16 protein-coding genes are annotated in these 17,299 nt (G+C 71.6%); 12 read left to right on the top strand and 4 right to left on the bottom strand.

All coding sequences use genetic code 11. The features are described from left to right. Positions 1-4: 4 nt before the first annotated feature. The 5 genes from ACIRVK_RS30300 (at position 5) to ACIRVK_RS30320 (ending at position 3,488) form a co-directional block, all read left to right on the top strand. Positions 5-622: an RNA polymerase sigma factor gene (locus ACIRVK_RS30300; RefSeq protein ID WP_404252595.1), complete on the top strand. Its 618-nt coding sequence runs from the start codon at positions 5-7 to the stop codon at positions 620-622. Continuing rightward, a complete protein-coding gene (locus ACIRVK_RS30305; protein ID WP_404252597.1) occupies positions 619-744 on the top strand; it encodes a hypothetical protein in 126 nt (41 codons plus the stop codon). Before ACIRVK_RS30300 ends, ACIRVK_RS30305 begins: the two co-directional genes overlap by 4 nt. Continuing rightward, entirely contained in the window at positions 737-1,450 is a 714-nt protein-coding gene (locus ACIRVK_RS30310) for a hypothetical protein (protein ID WP_404252599.1), read from the top strand. The genes ACIRVK_RS30305 and ACIRVK_RS30310 overlap by 8 nt, the downstream gene beginning before the upstream one ends. A 332-nt stretch (positions 1,451-1,782) precedes the next feature. Then, a complete protein-coding gene (locus tag ACIRVK_RS30315) occupies positions 1,783-2,445 on the top strand; it encodes an RNA polymerase sigma factor (protein WP_404252601.1) in 663 nt (220 codons plus the stop codon). Then, on the top strand, positions 2,445-3,488 hold the full coding sequence (locus tag ACIRVK_RS30320) for a hypothetical protein (protein ID WP_404252603.1): 1,044 nt from the start codon (positions 2,445-2,447) through the stop codon (positions 3,486-3,488). The genes ACIRVK_RS30315 and ACIRVK_RS30320 overlap by 1 nt, the downstream gene beginning before the upstream one ends. Positions 3,489-3,677: 189 nt before the next feature. Here ACIRVK_RS30320 and ACIRVK_RS30325 read toward each other — a convergent pair whose 3' ends face one another. Beyond that, the gene (locus ACIRVK_RS30325; protein WP_404252693.1) at positions 3,678-4,523 is read right to left on the bottom strand and encodes a L,D-transpeptidase family protein; all 846 of its coding nucleotides are present in this window, start codon (positions 4,521-4,523) and stop codon (positions 3,678-3,680) included. Between the two features lie 189 nt (positions 4,524-4,712). Between ACIRVK_RS30325 and ACIRVK_RS30330 the strand changes: the two genes are divergently transcribed. After that, on the top strand, positions 4,713-6,293 hold the full coding sequence (locus ACIRVK_RS30330) for a methylmalonyl-CoA mutase (RefSeq protein WP_404252605.1): 1,581 nt from the start codon (positions 4,713-4,715) through the stop codon (positions 6,291-6,293). Between the two features lie 77 nt (positions 6,294-6,370). Here ACIRVK_RS30330 and ACIRVK_RS30335 read toward each other — a convergent pair whose 3' ends face one another. After that, positions 6,371-7,708: an alpha-2,8-polysialyltransferase family protein gene (locus tag ACIRVK_RS30335; RefSeq protein ID WP_404252607.1), complete on the bottom strand. Its 1,338-nt coding sequence runs from the start codon at positions 7,706-7,708 to the stop codon at positions 6,371-6,373. Beyond that, positions 7,708-8,694, bottom strand: coding sequence for a glycosyltransferase family 2 protein (locus ACIRVK_RS30340; RefSeq protein ID WP_404252609.1), 987 nt, complete (start codon positions 8,692-8,694; stop codon positions 7,708-7,710). Before ACIRVK_RS30340 ends, ACIRVK_RS30335 begins: the two co-directional genes overlap by 1 nt. Before the next feature lie 198 nt (positions 8,695-8,892). On the opposite strand from ACIRVK_RS30340, the gene ACIRVK_RS30345 reads away from it, so the two are divergent. The 4 genes from ACIRVK_RS30345 (at position 8,893) to ACIRVK_RS30360 (ending at position 13,783) form a co-directional block, all read left to right on the top strand. Then, positions 8,893-10,239, top strand: coding sequence for a DUF6716 putative glycosyltransferase (locus ACIRVK_RS30345; protein ID WP_404252611.1), 1,347 nt, complete (start codon positions 8,893-8,895; stop codon positions 10,237-10,239). A 161-nt stretch (positions 10,240-10,400) separates the two neighbouring features. Next, on the top strand, positions 10,401-11,636 hold the full coding sequence (locus ACIRVK_RS30350; protein ID WP_404252613.1) for a cytidylyltransferase domain-containing protein: 1,236 nt from the start codon (positions 10,401-10,403) through the stop codon (positions 11,634-11,636). Positions 11,637-11,651: 15 nt separating this feature from the next. After that, positions 11,652-12,596, top strand: coding sequence for an N-acetylneuraminate synthase family protein (locus tag ACIRVK_RS30355; protein ID WP_404252615.1), 945 nt, complete (start codon positions 11,652-11,654; stop codon positions 12,594-12,596). Positions 12,597-12,715: 119 nt separating this feature from the next. After that, positions 12,716-13,783 carry a hypothetical protein gene (locus ACIRVK_RS30360; protein ID WP_404252617.1) on the top strand — a complete coding sequence of 356 codons (1,068 nt, stop codon included), beginning with the start codon at positions 12,716-12,718 and terminating at the stop codon, positions 13,781-13,783. On the opposite strand, the gene ACIRVK_RS30365 is transcribed toward ACIRVK_RS30360, so the two are convergent. Then, entirely contained in the window at positions 13,776-14,444 is a 669-nt protein-coding gene (locus ACIRVK_RS30365; protein ID WP_404252619.1) for a class I SAM-dependent DNA methyltransferase, read from the bottom strand. The two genes, ACIRVK_RS30360 and ACIRVK_RS30365, sit on opposite strands and share 8 nt — an antisense overlap. A 217-nt stretch (positions 14,445-14,661) precedes the next feature. Here ACIRVK_RS30365 and ACIRVK_RS30370 point away from each other — a divergent pair, with 217 nt between their 5' ends. Together ACIRVK_RS30370 and ACIRVK_RS30375 are read left to right on the top strand one after the other, a co-directional pair. Beyond that, on the top strand, positions 14,662-15,882 hold the full coding sequence (locus tag ACIRVK_RS30370) for a M20 family metallopeptidase (RefSeq protein WP_404252621.1): 1,221 nt from the start codon (positions 14,662-14,664) through the stop codon (positions 15,880-15,882). Positions 15,883-16,171: 289 nt separating this feature from the next. Then, positions 16,172-17,242, top strand: coding sequence for a BMP family protein (locus ACIRVK_RS30375; protein ID WP_404252623.1), 1,071 nt, complete (start codon positions 16,172-16,174; stop codon positions 17,240-17,242). Positions 17,243-17,299: the final 57 nt, after the last annotated feature.

Raw genomic sequence — 17,299 nt, forward strand, 5'->3', positions numbered from 1 at the left:
GTCGTTGGGCCAGGGACGGGAACCCCGCCGCGCGCAGGCATCCGACGGGGAGCTGGGCGCGGCCGTCGCGCGGGCCCAGGAGGGCGACGAGGCCGCGTTCGCGGTGGCCTACCGGATCGTGCAGCCCGGGCTGCTCGGCTATCTGCGCGGGATCGTCGGCGACGACGCCGAGGACGTGGCGTCCGACGCCTGGCTGGAGATAGCCCGCGACCTCGGGCGGTTCCGGGGTGACGGCGCCGGCTTCCGCGGCTGGACGGCGACCATAGCCCGGCACCGCGCACTGGACCATCTGCGCCGCCAGAAGGTACGGCCCCGGTCGGCGGCGCTCGAACAGGACGTCCTGGACCTGCCCGGGGCGTACAGCACCCACGACCAGGCCCTGGAGGCGCTGTCCACCGAGCACGCCCTGGAGCTGGTGCGCAGCCTGCCCCGCGACCAGGCCGAGGCCGTGCTGCTGCGCGTGGTCGTCGGCCTCGACGGCCCCGCCGCGGCCCGTGTCCTCGGCAAACGCCCCGGAGCGGTCCGCACGGCCGCCCACCGGGGCCTCAAGCGCCTGGCGGCCCTGCTGGCCGGCCCCGGTGTGACGAATGAGGAGCCCCGGACGCTGGGGGAGTCGACATGAACGCCGACGACCGAACGGACGTCTACCACGGCGTGGACGTCGGCGCGGACGCGGTCGGCGGTGGCAACGGCATGGGCGACGGCGGAAGGCCGTCGGACACGGATGGATGCGGACATGGGTGAACGACAGGGCGAGGGCGGTGGCCCCGGTCGTCGGCGCGTGCACCATGGCGGCACCGTGTCCGGGCCGGGACCCCGGCCGGACGGCCCGGACCTGCACGTTTTGCTGGCCGATGCCCTGCGGCCCGGCGCCGTCGACAGCGAGGGCGAGCGGCGGGCCGTGGCCGCCTTCCGTGACGCCCGGGACGCCGGAACGTACCGGGCGCGGACCCGGCGCCGTGACGACTGGCGCCCGCGCGCGCACGCCCGTGTGCGCCGCTCCCTGAAGGCCACGCTCACCCTGTCCCTGGCCGGCCTCACCCTGGGGGGCGTCGCCTTCGCGGCGATCGGCACCGTCGGCTCCTCCCACCACGCCGACAGCCCCCGGACCCGGCCCTCGGCGTCCGTCACCCGGACCCCCTCCACCCGGCCCTCCGTCACCGCCTCCGCGGCCAAGGACCGCCCCGCCACGGCCAAGGACACCGAGGCCCACTGCAGGGCGTACGAGAAGGTCAAGGGCAACGGCAAGGCACTGGAGTCGACGGCCTGGCAGCGACTGATCTCGGCCGCGGGCGGCGAGACGAAGGTCGCGGCTTACTGCGCCGGTCAACTGGGCGGGCAGACCACACCGACCACCGGCACACCCAACGGCAAGGACAAGGAAACCGGCGGTCCCGCCAAGTCCGGCAAGGCCAAGAACGCCGGCAAGGGCCACGGGAAGAACGGCTAGGGTCGGCCTCCCCCGACGGCGCCTTGCTCACGCATTCCACGCCCGTCGCAGGTCACAGCCCGCCAACCGAAGCAACGGCCGGGGCCGCCACCCCCCACAGGAGAGGCCCCGGCCGTCGCGCGGTCGGGCCGCGCGGCGGCCCGTACTTCCTACAGCGCCGTGGGTGCGGTTTCTGTCACACCCCGGGAGCGGCCGGTCTCGTAACGGAGTGGTTGAGAATTGTAAGGACATGGACGAGCAGCGGTTTCAGGTCGTAACGTGCCTTTCGCGCCGGGCGCGGCTGTCCCATCCTCGCCGTGACCACCGGCCGACCTTCGACTGAGGAATTACGGGTGCTGGGGGACGACGCGGAGCTGACCGCCGCGGTGCTTGCGGCACAGGACGGCGACGAGACCGCGTTCCGTGCTGTGTACCGGACCGTGCACCCACGGCTGCTCGGATACGTCCGCACCCTGGTCGGCGACCCGGACGCCGAGGACGTCGCCTCCGAGGCCTGGCTGCAGATCGCCCGCGACCTGGACCGGTTCAGCGGCGACGCGGACCGCTTCCGCGGCTGGGCCGCCCGCATCGCCCGCAACCGCGCCCTCGACCACATACGGATGCGCGGCCGCCGCCCCGCGATCGGCGGTGACGAGACGGAGCTGACCGGCAAGCCCGCCGAGTCCGACACGGCGGGCGAGGCCATGGAGGCCCTGGCCACCGACCACACCCTCTCCCTGATCGCCCGGCTGCCGCAGGACCAGGCCGAGGCCGTCGTGCTGCGCGTGGTCGTGGGCCTCGACGCCAAGACCGCGGCCGAGACGCTCGGCAAGCGCCCGGGTGCCGTACGGACCGCCGCGCACCGTGGCCTCAAGCGCCTGGCCGAACTTCTCGGCGAGGATCCGGAATCGAACGGCGGCCTCGACGCGCTGCCCCTCCAGCGAGAACCGCACGGCCGTGCGGTGACGTCCGCGAGTGTGACGCATATGCGCGCGCGGACGCAGAAGGACATGTGATGGCCGACGAGCAGTACAGGTGGCTGGACCGCGAAACAGCGGAGCTCTTGCTGCGCGGTGAGTCACTGGAAGCCGTCGACGCCGCCGCCCGCGACCAGGCCGAACGGCTCGCGAAGACCCTGGAATCGCTCACCCCGGAGCAACCGGCCGACGCCGAACTCCCCGGTGAGGCCACCGCCTTGGCCGCCTTCCGTGCGGCCCGCGCGGGCGCGGACCGTCACCTTGATGGTCGGACCTCCGATCTCGACGGGGACGACCGCCCGGTGCGGGGGCATGACGCCGGGGTCGTCGCCCTCGGGGTTCTCGACGGCGGCGCCCGACGGACCCGCTGGGGTCGGCCCGCGCGGTACGGGCTGGTCTCCGCGCTCGCCGCCTGCATGGTCGGCGGAGTGGCGTTCGCGGCGACAAGCGGAATCCTGCCGACGCCGTTCGGCGGGCACGGACCCGGCCCGGCCGCCTCGGTCTCGGCCGCGTCCCCCGGCCGCCCACTGACCTCGCCCACCCCGAACGGCGTGCTCGGCGCACCCACGCCCGACGACTCCACCGGCGGTTCCCCCGCGGCGGGCACGCCGAGCGGCACGCCCAGCGACACCCCGTCCGCCACACCCGGCGCCGAGGCGGGTGCCTGGTGGCTGCGGCAGGCCCCCTCGGCCTGCCGCGACGTCCTCGGCGGAAAGGACCTGGACGCCCACCGCCGACAGGCCCTGGAGAACGCGGCCGGCGGTGCCACGCCCGACCGCGTCCGCAGGTACTGCGCGAACGTCCTCGGCAACAGGGGCACCGCCCGCGACGGCCAGGACAACGGCCACGGCAGGGGCCACGAGGGCGACGGCGGGGGCAACGGCGGGAACGGCCAGGGCAACGGTGCGAACGGTCAGGGCGACCAGGGTGGCCGGGGCGGTGGTGAGGGCGACGGCAACCACATAGGCCCCGGCGGCGCCCAGACCTCCTTCGCCCCCCAACTGCCGGGCCGGCTGCTGACCACCCGCAACCCGGCCCCGAGCTCGGCCCCGACTCCGAGCCCGACGTACAGCACCCTCTGACCTGCGCCGATGCCCGCCACTGATTTTTCTTGGCCCCGCCCGTAACGTTTTCGGCCGTCCCGGCGCAGTACTGAGTGAGCCGACTGGTCATCGGCCGTCGCACAGAGCCGGGGTTCCCCCCGTACCCACGGCTCGTGCACATCGGCGCGGGCGGGACACGTTCCCCCGGTCCCGCCCGCGCCCCACACGTCACCAGTACACGACGACCTTGTCGCCGTCCCGCACCTGCGCGTACAGGCTCGCGATCGCCGTCTCGTCCCGGACGTTGACACACCCGTGCGAGCCGCCCTCGTAGCCGCGCGCCGCGAAGTCGTACGAGTAGTGCACCGCCTGCCCACCGCTGAAGAACATCGCGTACGGCATCGGGGAGTCGTACAGCGTCGACCAGTGGTTCCGGGACTTCCAGTACACGTGGAACACCCCGTCCCGGGTGGGCGTGCCGACGGCGCCGAAGCGGACGGACATCTCCGAGACCGTCCGCCCGTCGACCATCCAGCGCAGGGTGCGGGTCGTCTTGTCGATGCACAGCACCCGCCCCGTCATGCAGCGCGGATCCGGCGCGCCGGCGGGCTGCCCGCCCATCAGGTACAGCTCCCACTTCCCCGGCTCGTGGGTCATCCTCTTCAGCCGCTGCCAGGTCACGCCGTCGGTCTCGCCGGTCCTCGGCAGCCCGCGCTTGCCCTGGAATCCCCTGACCGCGTTCTCGGTCAGGTCGTCGTACGTCCCCGTCGGACCGTCGAAGAGCCAGTCGACCTGCCGCAGCCGGGCCTGGAGTTCACGGACGCCGGGCCCCGAGTCGCCTCGGGACCACAGGACGGGGGAGCCGCCCGCGGACGGGACCGCGCCCTGCTTGTCGTCCGACCCGGGCGTGGCTGACGCGCTGCCGGGCCGTTCGCCATGCACGGACCCGCCGCCCGGCCCCTGCACGGTGCAGCCGCACACGGCGACCAGCGCGGCGAGTACCGCGCCGACGGCGGCCGTCCGGCCCTTGCCCGTAGTACGCACCGCGACCCCCGCCGTCTCCCCGATGAGCACGTCCGTCACCTGACATGCTGCCCGCGGGTGACGGCTCGCGAACGGCGGTGCATGGTTGTGACGGAGGCCGCAAAACCCCTGTGAGCAAGGTCCCAGGCCGGTCCCCTGCACGGGGCCGCGCGGGCACCGCTACAGTCCGCAGGAGGGTTGGTCTGTACTGGCCAGTAGCTCAGCGGGAGGCATCACACCATGGCGCGCGAGTCGGAGTCCGGACTGCCCATCGAGCCGGTCTACGGGCCTGAGAGCCTGGCGGGCTGGGACCCGGCCGAGAAGCTGGGCGAGCCGGGCAGGTTCCCGTTCACGCGGGGCGTGTACCCCTCCATGTACACGGGCCGCCCGTGGACCATGCGCCAGTACGCCGGCTTCGGTACGGCGACCGAGTCCAACGCCCGCTACAAGCAGCTGATCGCCAACGGCACGATGGGTCTGTCGGTCGCCTTCGACCTGCCCACCCAGATGGGCCACGACTCGGACGCGCCGATCGCGCACGGCGAGGTCGGCAAGGTGGGCGTCGCCATCGACTCGATCGACGACATGCGGGTCCTGTTCGGCGGCATCCCGCTGGACAAGGTCTCCACGTCGATGACGATCAACGCCCCGGCCTCCCTGCTGCTGCTCCTGTACCAACTGGTCGCCGAGGAACAGGGCGTCAGCGCCGACCAGTTGACCGGCACGATCCAGAACGACGTGCTCAAGGAGTACATCGCGCGCGGGACGTACATCTTCCCGCCCAAGCCCTCCCTCCGTCTGATCGCCGACATCTTCAAGTACTGCAAGGCCGAGATCCCGAAGTGGAACACCATCTCGATCTCCGGCTACCACATGGCGGAGGCGGGCGCCTCTCCCGCGCAGGAGATCGCGTTCACGCTGGCCGACGGCATCGAGTACGTCCGCACGGCGGTCGCGGCCGGCATGGACGTAGACGACTTCGCACCCCGCCTGTCCTTCTTCTTCGTGGCCCGTACGACGGTCCTCGAGGAGGTCGCCAAGTTCCGTGCCGCGCGCCGGATCTGGGCGCGGGTGATGCGTGAGGAGTTCGGCGCGAAGAACCCCAAGTCGCTGATGCTGCGCTTCCACACCCAGACGGCGGGCGTGCAGCTGACCGCCCAGCAGCCCGAGGTGAACCTGGTCCGGGTCGCCGTTCAGGGCCTGGCCGCGGTGCTCGGCGGTACGCAGTCCCTGCACACCAACTCCTTCGACGAGGCCATCGCCCTGCCGACGGACAAGTCCGCGCGGCTGGCCCTGCGCACCCAGCAGGTCCTCGCCTACGAGACGGACGTGACCGCGACGGTCGACCCGTTCGCGGGCTCGTACGTCATCGAGAAGATGACCGACGACGTGGAGGCCGCCGCCGTCGAACTCATGGCCAAGGTCGAGGAGTTGGGCGGCGCGGTGGCCGCGATCGAGCATGGCTTCCAGAAGTCCGAGATCGAGCGCAGCGCCTATCGCATCGCCCAGGAGACCGACTCCGGCGAGCGGGTCGTCGTCGGCGTCAACCGCTTCCAGCTGGACGAGGAGGAGCCCTACGAGCCCCTCCGGGTGGACCCGGCGATCGAGGCCCAGCAGGCGGAGCGGCTCGCCAAGCTGCGCGCCGAGCGCGACCAGCAGGCGGTGGACGCGGCACTGGTGGCTTTGAAGAAGGCGGCCGAGGGCGAGGACAACGTCCTGTACCCGATGAAGGACGCGCTGCGGGCCCGCGCCACCGTGGGCGAGGTGTGCAACGCGTTGCGGGAGATCTGGGGGACGTACGTGCCCTCCGACGCGTTCTGACCTGAGCCGCAGGCGGCGCCGGATCCTCTTGCCCGGCGCCGCTCCCGCCAGACCCGCCCGGCACCGCCCGCCCGGGGTCAGCCCTTGACGGCCTTCTTCAGCGCCCGCGCCCGCCGTACCACCCGGCGGGCGGTGGCGTTGTGGGGGAGGAAGGCGAGGCGGTCGGGGATGCCTCCCGGCAGGCCCAGCGCGGTGAGGCGGCGGCGCCTGAAGTAGCGCTTGGTGCGTCGGCCGAAGTGCTGGGAGAGGTAGCGTTCCGCCTCCGGGCGCAGCGACGGGTAGATCTGCGGCTGCATGGCGAAGCCGACCGCCTTGACCAGGCCGTCCAGCGTCCGAGCGGGGATCGTGGCCTCGCCCTTGCCGCCCTCCAGGTCCGGGATCAGCGCGTCGGCCAGCACCGCCGGGACCCGGTTGCTGTTCTGGTACGGCGTCAGCCGCTCCAGCAGCGGCTCGGTGCCGATGCGGGCGACCGGCAGACCGTAGAACGCCGACGCCGTGAACAGCGCCGTGGAGAAGCAGCCGACGACCAGAGCGGGCGGCGACTTCTCGAACAGCACCTCGGCGAGGACCGGCAGGTCGAGAACGGCGAGGTCGACGCCCAGCGCTGCGGCCTCGTTCTCCAGGGCGCGGCTGTAGCGGGCCGGCGCGGAGGGGTGCGGCTTGAACACGATCGACCGGTGCCCGCGCTCGACCGCCCCGCGCATCATCCGCACATGCAGGTTCTCCTCCTCCTCGGGGGAGAGGATGTCCAGCGCGGAGAGGTACTGGCCGAGCAGCAGCGCCGCGTTGTCCGGCAGCGGCGGCACCTCCGGTACGGCGGCGGTGAGTTCGGCCATGACCTTGCGGAAGGTCTCGGTCGGCAGGAGCTGCGCGGGCACGTCGAACTCGGTCAGCAGCAGGGGTGTGAGGCCAGGCACCAGGTCCAGGTGAAGCAGCCGCCGCACCCGGGTGCCGACCAGCGGGTCGAGCTTGTTGCGGGTGGGGCCGTAGCTCATCAGGCCGTCGGCGTAGACATGGATCGGGGCGTCCGTGAACAGCTGGGCCACGCTCAGCGCCGGGGCGACCTGGAGGGACTCCAGGACCAGCTCCAGCCGGTCCTCGCCCAGCTCCCACAGCATCCGCAGATAACGCTCGAACAGCGGGACGTCGTCGAGGCGCGGCGTCCAGGCACCGGGGTGGAAGGGGTGGATCGCCTCGTTCCAGGAAAGTATGCCGTCGAAGTGGTCGCGCAACGGCTCGAAGCCCGGCATCTCGTCGACCGGCGAGGACACCTCCGGCGTCGTGGAGTTGTTGAACACCAGCAGCAGCCGCCGGTCCCCCTCCACCTCCGGGAAGCAGTCCGATTCGAGCGCGGCGGCCAGGGTCGCGGCGCCGTACAGCGTGGAGACGCAGAAGATCCGCGTGGTACGGGGCATCAGGCGGCCGCCTTCTGGGTGGTGGCCCGGCGGCGCAGCCGCCGCAGCCTGGTGGAGCGGTGGAAGTCCATGGTCTCCAGGACGTCACCGAGCATGTCCTGCGGCAGCCGCTTGATCGCCGCCGCGCTCATCGCCCGCAGTTGCCGGTGCACGGACGGCTCCCACTTCTCCTCGTCGGACAGGTGGTGCGCGATGATCGCGCAGTACGTGCGCACCGCCTTCGGCAGCAGCTGGTCGGCGTCCGGGTCCTGCGCCGTCTCCTCGACCACCTGGTCGAAGGCGCGGATGAAGTCCAACTGGCGGGCGTCGCCGATCTGGGTCAGCGAGGAGGCGACCCCGCGCCGGTAGAACACGCCGAGCAGACTCACCACGGCGAACGACTCCGCCTCGCGGTGCAGCTTCCAGATCCACGGCCGGTCCTCGGCCGTGCGCAGCCCGTCGGTGAAGTGCAGCAGGCCCTTGTCGAGCAGCCGGCGGTGATAGCAGCCGGCCCACGCGAACGCGTAGTCGACGGAGGTGGAGCGGTCGGCGGGCAGGATCGCCGCACGCGGCTCGAACACCTCCCAGCGCCGCCCGATCGGCACCCGCTGCACCGTACGCGCGCGGGCGGTCGCCTGCACGTGGTCGGTCCGCACGAAGTCGCAGCCCAGCCCCTCGATGGCCGCCACCAGATCGGCGAGGTAGCCGGGGGCCAGCCAGTCGTCGCCGTCCAGGAAGGTGAGGTACTCGCCGCGCGCCGCGTCCAGGCCGGTGTTGCGCGCGGTGGCGAGTCCGCCGTTCTTCTCATGGCGGATATGACGCACCTGCGCGACATCGGAAAGGTCCTCGGCAGCGCGTTCGAGAATCGCCGGAGTTTCGTCCTTCGAATGGTCGTCGACCAGCACGAACTCGAAATCCTCACGGGCGTTCAACCGAAGGCTTCTGAGGGTGTCCGGGGCATATTGCTGCACGTTGTAGAACGGCACGATGACGGAGAGCTTTGGCACGTCCGCGAGCCTAGGAGGCGGCCCAGCTGGGTAACTTTCCAGTGCTCGTACAGGGGGTGAACTCCATGTGTCGGAACGGTGCACCCGCTCTACGCACGGCGAATTGACGGCCCAGTTCCGCTCTCGGCGCGGTGCTGTTAACTTTTTGGACAGATGCGGTTGGGCCATACCTAGGAATTGCTTCCTAGCGTCCTCCACGTGCCACCAAGTTCACCGAAGCCCACGCGAATCGCCGTGCTCGCGGACTCCGACACCCGATGGAAATGGGGTGCGTTGACCGCGGCCCGGATCGCCCCGGGCCCTTCCATGGAAACCGCACCGCACGACGACGCGCAAGCGGGTCTCGAGCTGAGCGGATTCCTGCTGCGTGGCCGCGCCACCCCGACCGCCCGCCAACTGGCCGAGGTGGGCGTGCGCGCCGACTCCCTCACCGAGGTCACCGCCGTCGAGTTCCTGCGCGCCATGGGCGAGCGGGACTACGACGTGGTCGTGCTCGCGCTCGTCGGCGGCGGGGTGCAGGCGATGCTGCACGGACTGGCGCGGGTGTGGGAGGGCCGTGGTTCGCGTCCCGTCGTCGTCACCGGCTACGTCGGCGTCGTCTACGAGAAGCTCGCGGACGGCCTGCTCCTGCGGCACGGCGCGGACCTCGTCCTCGCCAACTCCCGCCAGGACGCGGAGCGTTTCCGCGCGGTGTACGAGGGAGTGGGCGCCGACGCCTCGTCGGTGACGGAGGTGGCGCTGCCGTTCCTCGGCGGGGCGGCCTACGCGGGTGAACACGACCCGTACACGGTGGTGTTCGCGGTCCAGCCGTCCGTCCCGGACAATCGCCGGGACCGCGTCTACCTGCTCGACCGGCTGATCCGGCACGCCCGGCTGCACCCCGAGCGTGAGGTGCTGCTGAAGCTGCGCTCCCGGCCCGGTGAACACACCACGCACATCGAGGAGTTGCCCTACCAGAAGCTGGTCCAGCGGCTCGGTCCGCCGGCCAACTTCCGCCTGGTGTACGGGAACATGGGCGAGGTCCTCGACCGCACCGACCTGCTGGTCACCATCAGTTCGACGGCCGCGCTGGAGTCCCTGCACCGGCGCGTCCCTACGGTGATCCTCACCGACCTCGGCGTCCGCGAGACGCTGGGCAACCACCACTTCGTCGGCTCCGGGTGCCTCGCCTCCTGGGACCAGTTGGACGCGGGGTACCTGCCGGTGGCGGACGAGGGGTGGGTGGCTCGGCAGGGGGTGGCGGCGGACGGGTCGTATGCCGGTGCCTTTGACGCGGCGCGCGAACGGATCGCCGAACTCCTTGCCAAGCGGGAGGGGTTGGCGCCCCTGGCGCCGTACTACACACAGGTGACTGCTCCCGGCTACCTGCCCGGCATCCTGGCCCGCCACCACCTTGGCCCCGACGGCAGTCCGCTCCCCGGTGCTCCGGCCGCCGACAAGGAACCGGGGGCCGTTCGGCAGATCGTGCGGCGGGCCGCCCGCGGGGCGTATCGGCACGGGGTGCAGCGGGTGGCGCCTGTTATTCGGCGGATGGGGGAGTTGTGAGCGCCATCCGGGGTGCCGAGTCGGGTCGTCCGGCGGGTGCGGCGTCGTGGGGGTCGTTCGCGCCCCGCGGCGGAGCCGCTGATCGATACAGCCCCGCGCCCCTACAGGGCGGCTCCGCCGCCCTCCAGACCTCAGCGAACCCCGCACAAGGAGTGCAACTCATGTCCGACTTGCCGGCCCGTCCCGGGGCCTCTGTCCGCCGCGTGCTTGCCGTCATTCCCGCGCGCGGTGGGTCCAAGGGCGTGCCCGCGAAGAATCTCGCGCCCGTCGGGGGCGTGCCCCTCGTCTCGCGGGCCGTGCGGGAGTGTCTGGCCTCGCGGCTGGTGACCGATGTCGTGGTCTCCACCGATGACCAGGCCATCGCGGCCGCCGCGCGCGAGGCCGGTGCCGAGGTCGTGTTGCGGCCGGCTGCCATCGCGGGTGACACCGCCACCTCCGAGGCCGCCGTGCTGCACGCCATGGACGCGCACGAGGCGTTGCACGGGGCGGCCGTCGACGTGGTGCTGCTCGTGCAGTGCACCAGCCCGTTCGTCGTCCGTCAGGACATCGACGGGGTGGCCGGCGCGGTCGTCGAGAACGGTGCCGACACCGCCGTGACCGTCGCCGCCTTCCACGGGTTCGTCTGGCGCGAGGCGGAGGCCGAGGACGGGGTCGGTGGCGGCTACGGCGTCAACCACGACAAGGCGTACCGGCCGCGCCGTCAGGACCGCCCCCAGGACCTCCTGGAGACCGGCGCCGCCTACGCGATGGACGCCCCCGGCTTCCGCAAGCACCAGCACCGCTTCTTCGGCCGTACGGAGCTCGTCCGTACCGACCCCGCGCGCGTGCTGGAGATCGACGACCCGCACGACCTCGCGCGGGCCCGCGCGCTGGCCCCGCTGTTCGACGCGGACCGGCCCGGCGCCCTGCCGACCGCCGACGACGTCGACGCGGTCGTACTGGACTTCGACGGCACCCAGACGGACGACCGGGTGCTGGTCGACGCCGATGGAAAGGAGTTCGTCTCCGTGCACCGCGGGGACGGGCTCGGCATCGCGGCCCTGCGCAACAGCGGGCTCAAGATGCTGACCCTCTCCACGGAGCAGAACCCGGTCGTCGCCGCACGGGCCCGGAAGCTCAAGATCCCGGTCCTGCACGGCATCGACCGGAAGGACCTCGCGCTCAAGCAGTGGTGCGAGGAGCAGGGCATCGCGCCCGAGCGCGTGCTCTACGTCGGCAACGACGTCAACGACCTCCCGTGCTTCGCCCTCGTGGGCTGGCCCGTGGCGGTCGCGAGCGCCCACGACGTGGTACGCGGCGCCGCCCGTGCGGTCACCACCGTCCCCGGTGGCGACGGCGCGATCCGAGAGATCGCCAGCTGGATCCTCGGCCCCTCTCTCGACTCCCTCAACAGGTAAGGACAGTTCACCGTCATGAGCAGCATCAACTCCCGTCTGCGCAAGTTCGGCCCCCAGCGCCTCGCCGGGCCCGGCCAGCCCGTCTACATCTGCGGCGAGATCGGCATCAACCACAACGGCGAGCTGGAGAACGCCTTCAAGCTCATCGACGTGGCCGCCGAGGCCGGCTGTGACGCCGTGAAGTTCCAGAAGCGCACCCCGGAGATCTGCACCCCGCGCGACCAGTGGGACATCGAGCGCGACACCCCCTGGGGCCGGATGACGTACATCGACTACCGCCACCGCGTGGAGTTCGGCGAGGACGAGTACCGCCAGATCGACGCCTACTGCAAGGAGAAGGGCATCGCCTGGTTCGCCTCCCCGTGGGACACCGAGGCCGTCGCCTTCCTGGAGAAGTTCGACGTCCCCGCCCACAAGGTGGCCTCCGCCTCCCTCACGGACGACGAGCTGCTGCGCGCCCTGCGCGCGACGAACCGCACGGTCATCCTGTCCTCCGGCATGTCGACGCCGAAGCAGATCCGCCACGCGGTCGAGGTGCTCGGCAGCGACAACATCCTGCTCTGCCACGCCACTTCGACCTACCCGGCGAAGGCCGAGGAGCTCAACCTGCGCGTGATCAACACCCTGCAGGAGGAGTACCCGAACGTCCCGATCGGCTACTCCGGCCACGAGACGGGCCTGCAGACCACCCTCGCCGCGGTCGCGCTCGGGGCGACCTTCGTCGAGCGTCACATCACCCTCGACCGCGCCATGTGGGGCTCCGACCAGGCCGCCTCCGTCGAGCCGCAGGGCCTCACGCGCCTGGTCCGCGACATCCGCACCATCGAGGCCTCCCTCGGCGACGGCGTCAAGAAGGTCTACGACTCCGAGCTCGGCCCGATGAAGAAGCTGCGCCGGGTCGCGGGCGTCGTCGCCGAGGCCGAGATCGCCGCCGCCGCGGGCGAGCCGATCGCGGTCTGAGACCGAGCGCCCCCACCAGGACGCACCGGGCCCGACCGCGTCGGGCCCGGGGCCTCCTGAGCGCGCCTCTTGCTGACGAGCGCCTCATCAGCGCCCTACGACGGGACGGTCGTACGTCGATGTGCCCCCGCGCCGGGAACGCCGGCCCCCCCACCCTCGCTTTCGTCGAGAGTCCGGTACAGCTCCTGAACGTGCTGGAGTGGGCGCACGCCCATGCCCCCGGCGAGGGGCTCACCCTCGTCGTGCTCGCCCCGACCGACCCCATGACCCGCGGCCAGCTGCGCCGGATGGCGGAACTGGCCCGCGAGGAGGGGCACGAGGTCCGCTGGGAGGAGGCCCGGGGCGGCCCCGCTGCTCCCTTCCAGACCATCGGCGGCCTCACCTCGAGGCTCCGCCGGGCGCGACGGATCCTGCTGGGCGACCCCTTCTCCCGCTATGTGCAGCTGCTGCTGACCATCACCACGGCGCGTGACCTGGTCGTCGTCGACGACGGCACGGCGACCATGGAGTTCGTCGCCCAGCTGGCCCGCGGCGAACGCCTGGTGCGCTGGCACCGGAAGGGCGGCCGGCCGGGGGCCCGGGACCTGGTCTTCGCGCCGGTGTCCGCCAGGGCCCGCCGCCGGCTCACCCCGGGCGCCAAGCGCCGGGTGACGATCTTCTCGTCCATGCCGATGGAGGAGACACCGCCCGGCGTCACCGTCCACGCCAACGACTTCTCCTGGACCCGCTTCCGCTTCGGGCCGCCCCGCATCACCAAGGGCGCCGACATGGTGGGCACCTCGCTGGTGGAGACCGGCGTCGTGGACGGCGAGCACTACCTGGAGGCGGTCCGTACCCTCGCCAAGACCCACGGCGCCACCCGCTACTTCGCCCACCGGCGTGAGAACACCGCGAAACTGCACCGCCTTGCCGTGGAGACGGGCCTGGAGATCGTCCGGCCCGACCTGCCGCTGGAGCTGATAGCCCGGCGTGGCCCGGTGGGCCGCACGATCCTCAGCTTCCCCTCCACGGTCGTGCACACCCTGCCGCTGGCCCTGGCCGGCACCCCGGTCCGGGTCGCCGTCTGCGACATCGACCCCAGCTGGCTGACGGAGAAGGCCTCACCGCGAGCCCAGGGCTTCCTGTCGGGGGTGACGGGAACGGCCCGGGACGTGACGCGCCTGCAGGCGGTCAGCGCCGTCAGCTGACCTTCTTCGCCAGCACGTACGCCCGCGGCCGCTTCTCGTCGTCCGCCGGTTCGCGCAGCACACGCGCCTGCACCCGCAGCCCCGCCTTGACCAACTGCTCGGCCACCGCCTCCGGGGTCCGCCAGTAGTAGTCGAGCGAGATCTCCCGCCCGAAGCGTTCGGCGAGATGCAGATGACCCTCCTCGTCGCCGCTCTGGAAGCCGAGGAGGACATGGCCGCCGGGGGCCAGCACGCGGTGGAACTCGGCGAAGGCGGTGGGGAGATGGTCGTCCGGCACATGGATGATCGAGTACAGGGCGAGGATCCCGCCCAGCGTCCCGTCCGGCAGGTCGAGCGCGGTCATCGACCCGACGTGGAACCGCAGCCCCGGATACGCCTGACGCGCCAGCGCCACCATCCCCGGCGAGACGTCCACTCCGAACACCGGCACCCCGAGCCCGTCCAGCCGGGCCGTGACGTGCCCGGGCCCGCTGCCGACGTCGGCCACCGGCGCCGCACCCGCGGCACGGACCAGCTCCGCGAAGGCGGTGACCAGGGCCAGGTCGAGGGGTCTGTCCCCGAGCCAGTCGGAGAACTGCTCGGTGTAGGGGCGGGCGATCGCGTCGTACGACGTCCTGGTGGCATGCAGGAAAGCCGGGTCACCCGGTATGACGGAGCTCACGGCCCCGCACCCTACTAGCCATCGGCGTCCGAAAGGTGAACAGAACCGTCTTGAGTGTGCGAGGCGTGGTATCCGTAGAGAAAGAAGAGGTCTACCCATCTCAACTCACACCCATGCGTCGAGCGGCCAGGTTTTCTCCCCCCGAGGGGTTGAATTTTGTTGATCGAAGGCCGGTCGGCCAACCCGGCGTCATAGCCTCTAGAGGGTGAAGCAACCGATGTCACTGGAGTCCGAAGCCGTCGTTTCCGGGGAAGCCGAGCTGCCCGGCACGCTGCCCGAGTCGCTGCGCGCCGAGCTCGTCGCCTTCCGGCGCGACCTGCACATGCACCCGGAGCTCGGCAACCAGGAGTTCCGTACCACCGCTGCGATCAAGGCGCGCCTGGAGAAGGCCGGTCTGAAGCCGCGCGTCCTCGCCGTGGGCACGGGGCTCATCTGTGACATCGGGGAGTGGGACGGCGGCCGCCCCATGCTCGCCCTGCGGGCGGACATCGACGGTCTGCCGATCCCGGACATGAAGACGGAGTGCTCCTACCGCTCCACCGTCCCCGACCGGGCGCACGCCTGCGGTCACGACGTGCACACGGCCGTCGTGCTCGGCGCCGGCCTCGTGCTGGCGCAGCTGCACCGCGAGGGCCGGCTGCCGCGGCCCGTGCGGCTGCTGTTCCAGCCCGCCGAGGAGGTCCTGCCCGGGGGCGCCGCCGACGCGATCGAGGGCGGCGCGCTGGACGGGGTGGGCCGGATCATCGCCGTGCACTGCGACCCGCGGGTCGACGCCGGCCGGATCGGCCTGAGCGACGGTGCCATCACCTCCGCCTGCGACCGTCTCGAGGTCTCGCTCGACGGCCCCGGCGGCCACACCGCCCGCCCGCACCTGACCACGGACCTGGTCACCGCCGCCGCCCGTGTCGTCACCGACGTGCCCGCGCTGGTGGGCCGCCGCGTGGACACCCGGGCCGGCCTCGCCATCACCTGGGGCCGCATCGAGTCCGGCCACGCCCCGAACGTGATCCCGCAGCACGCCGAGCTCTCTGGCACCGTCCGCTGCCTCGACCTCGGTGCCTGGCGGGAGGCGCCGGACCTGGTCGTCGCCGCCATCGACGAGGTCGCCAATCTGCACGGGGCCAAGTCGGAGATCAACTACGTGCGCGGCGTCCCGCCCGTCGTCAACGACCCGGACGTCACGGAGCTGCTGCGCGGCGCCATGACCGCCCGCCGCGGCGCGCTGTCCGTCGAGGGCACCGAGCAGAGCCTGGGCGGCGAGGACTTCTCCTGGTACCTGGAGCAGGTGCCGGGCGCCATGGCCCGCCTGGGCGTGCGCACCCCCGGCGAGCGCACGGTGCGCGACCTGCACCAGGGCGACTTCGACGCCGACGAGTCGGCGATCACCGTCGGTGTGGAGCTCTTCACGGCGGCGGCCCTGCTGGACGCGGGGGAGTAGCACCGGCTGGACCGGCGGCCCCCTCAGGGGCCGCTGCGCCGCCTGGCGCAACATGGTTGTAAGCCAATCGTGCACTCTTCGAGATCAGCGTGTGTGACGCGCGAAGACCCTGAGTTCAGACGCCGTTTGCCTCGAATCGATAACGGCTTCGGAAGAGGTCTTTTTCTGACATCTACGCGCGTTACGATGCCGCGAAGCCGACGCCGCAGGGGCGTCCGGGCCCGAGCACTGGCATGGTGCTCACATGAAGCGCCGACAAGGCGCTCAGGTCAGGTGAAGGAGCCTTCCCGTGCGCCGGGTAGCCAAGCTTTCCGCTGCGTGTATCGCGACCGCAGCTCTCGCACTGACTGCCACAGCCTGTGGCAGCACCTCGTCCGACAACAGCAGCAGCTCGTCCTCCGCCTCCGCCTCGGGCGGCGGTGGCGGCAAGGGCGTCAAGATCGGCCTCGCCTACGACGTCGGCGGCCGCGGTGACCGCTCCTTCAACGACTCCGCCGCGCGCGGCGCCGACAAGGCCGTGAAGGACTTCGGCGGTTCCATCAAGGAGCTGACCGCGAAGACCTCCGACACCGAGGCCGACCGCGAGCAGCGCCTGACCGACCTGGCCAGCGCCGGCTACAACCCCATCGTCGCCGTCGGCTTCTCCTACGCCACTTCGGTCGACAAGGTCGCCAAGCAGTTCCCGAAGGTCAACTTCGGCCTCATCGACTCGGTCGCGACCTCCCCGAACGTCGACAGCATCACCTTCACCGAGGAGCAGGGTTCCTACCTGGCCGGTGTCGCCGCGGCGCTGAAGACCAAGAAGAACCACGTCGGCTTCATCGGCGGTGTCGACACCCCGCTGATCAAGAAGTTCGAGGCGGGTTACGTCCAGGGCGTCCACGACACCAACGCCAAGGTCAAGGTCGACGTGCAGTACCTGACCCACGGCTCGGACCTGTCCGGCTTCTCCAGCCCCGACAAGGGCAAGGCGGCCGCACAGGGCATGCTCGACAACGGCGCCGACGTGATCTACTCCGCGGCGGGCTCCTCCGGCAACGGCTCGATCGAGGCGGTCCACGGCGTCAAGGGCGCCTGGGCCATCGGCGTGGACTCGGACCAGTACAACATCCCGGGCCTGGCCACGTACAAGAGCTCGATCCTGACCTCGATGGTCAAGAACGTGGACGTCGGTGTGTACGACTTCATCAAGTCCGCGCACGACGGCAAGCCGCTGACCGGCAACCAGGTCTACTCCCTCGCCAAGGGCGGTGTCTCGCTGGCCACCAGCGGTGGCTTCATCGACGACATCAAGGCCCAGCTGGACGCCGCGAAGAAGAAGATCGTCGACGGCACCGTCAAGGTCAAGACCGCCCCGTGACCTGACGGTTCCCGCCGAACCTGGGCTCGGGGAAGGGCCGTTCGTCAAGCCCCTCCC

It is taken from the genome of Streptomyces sp. NPDC101152 (genome assembly GCF_044768275.1).
Classification (GTDB): Bacteria; Actinomycetota; Actinomycetes; order Streptomycetales; family Streptomycetaceae; genus Streptomyces.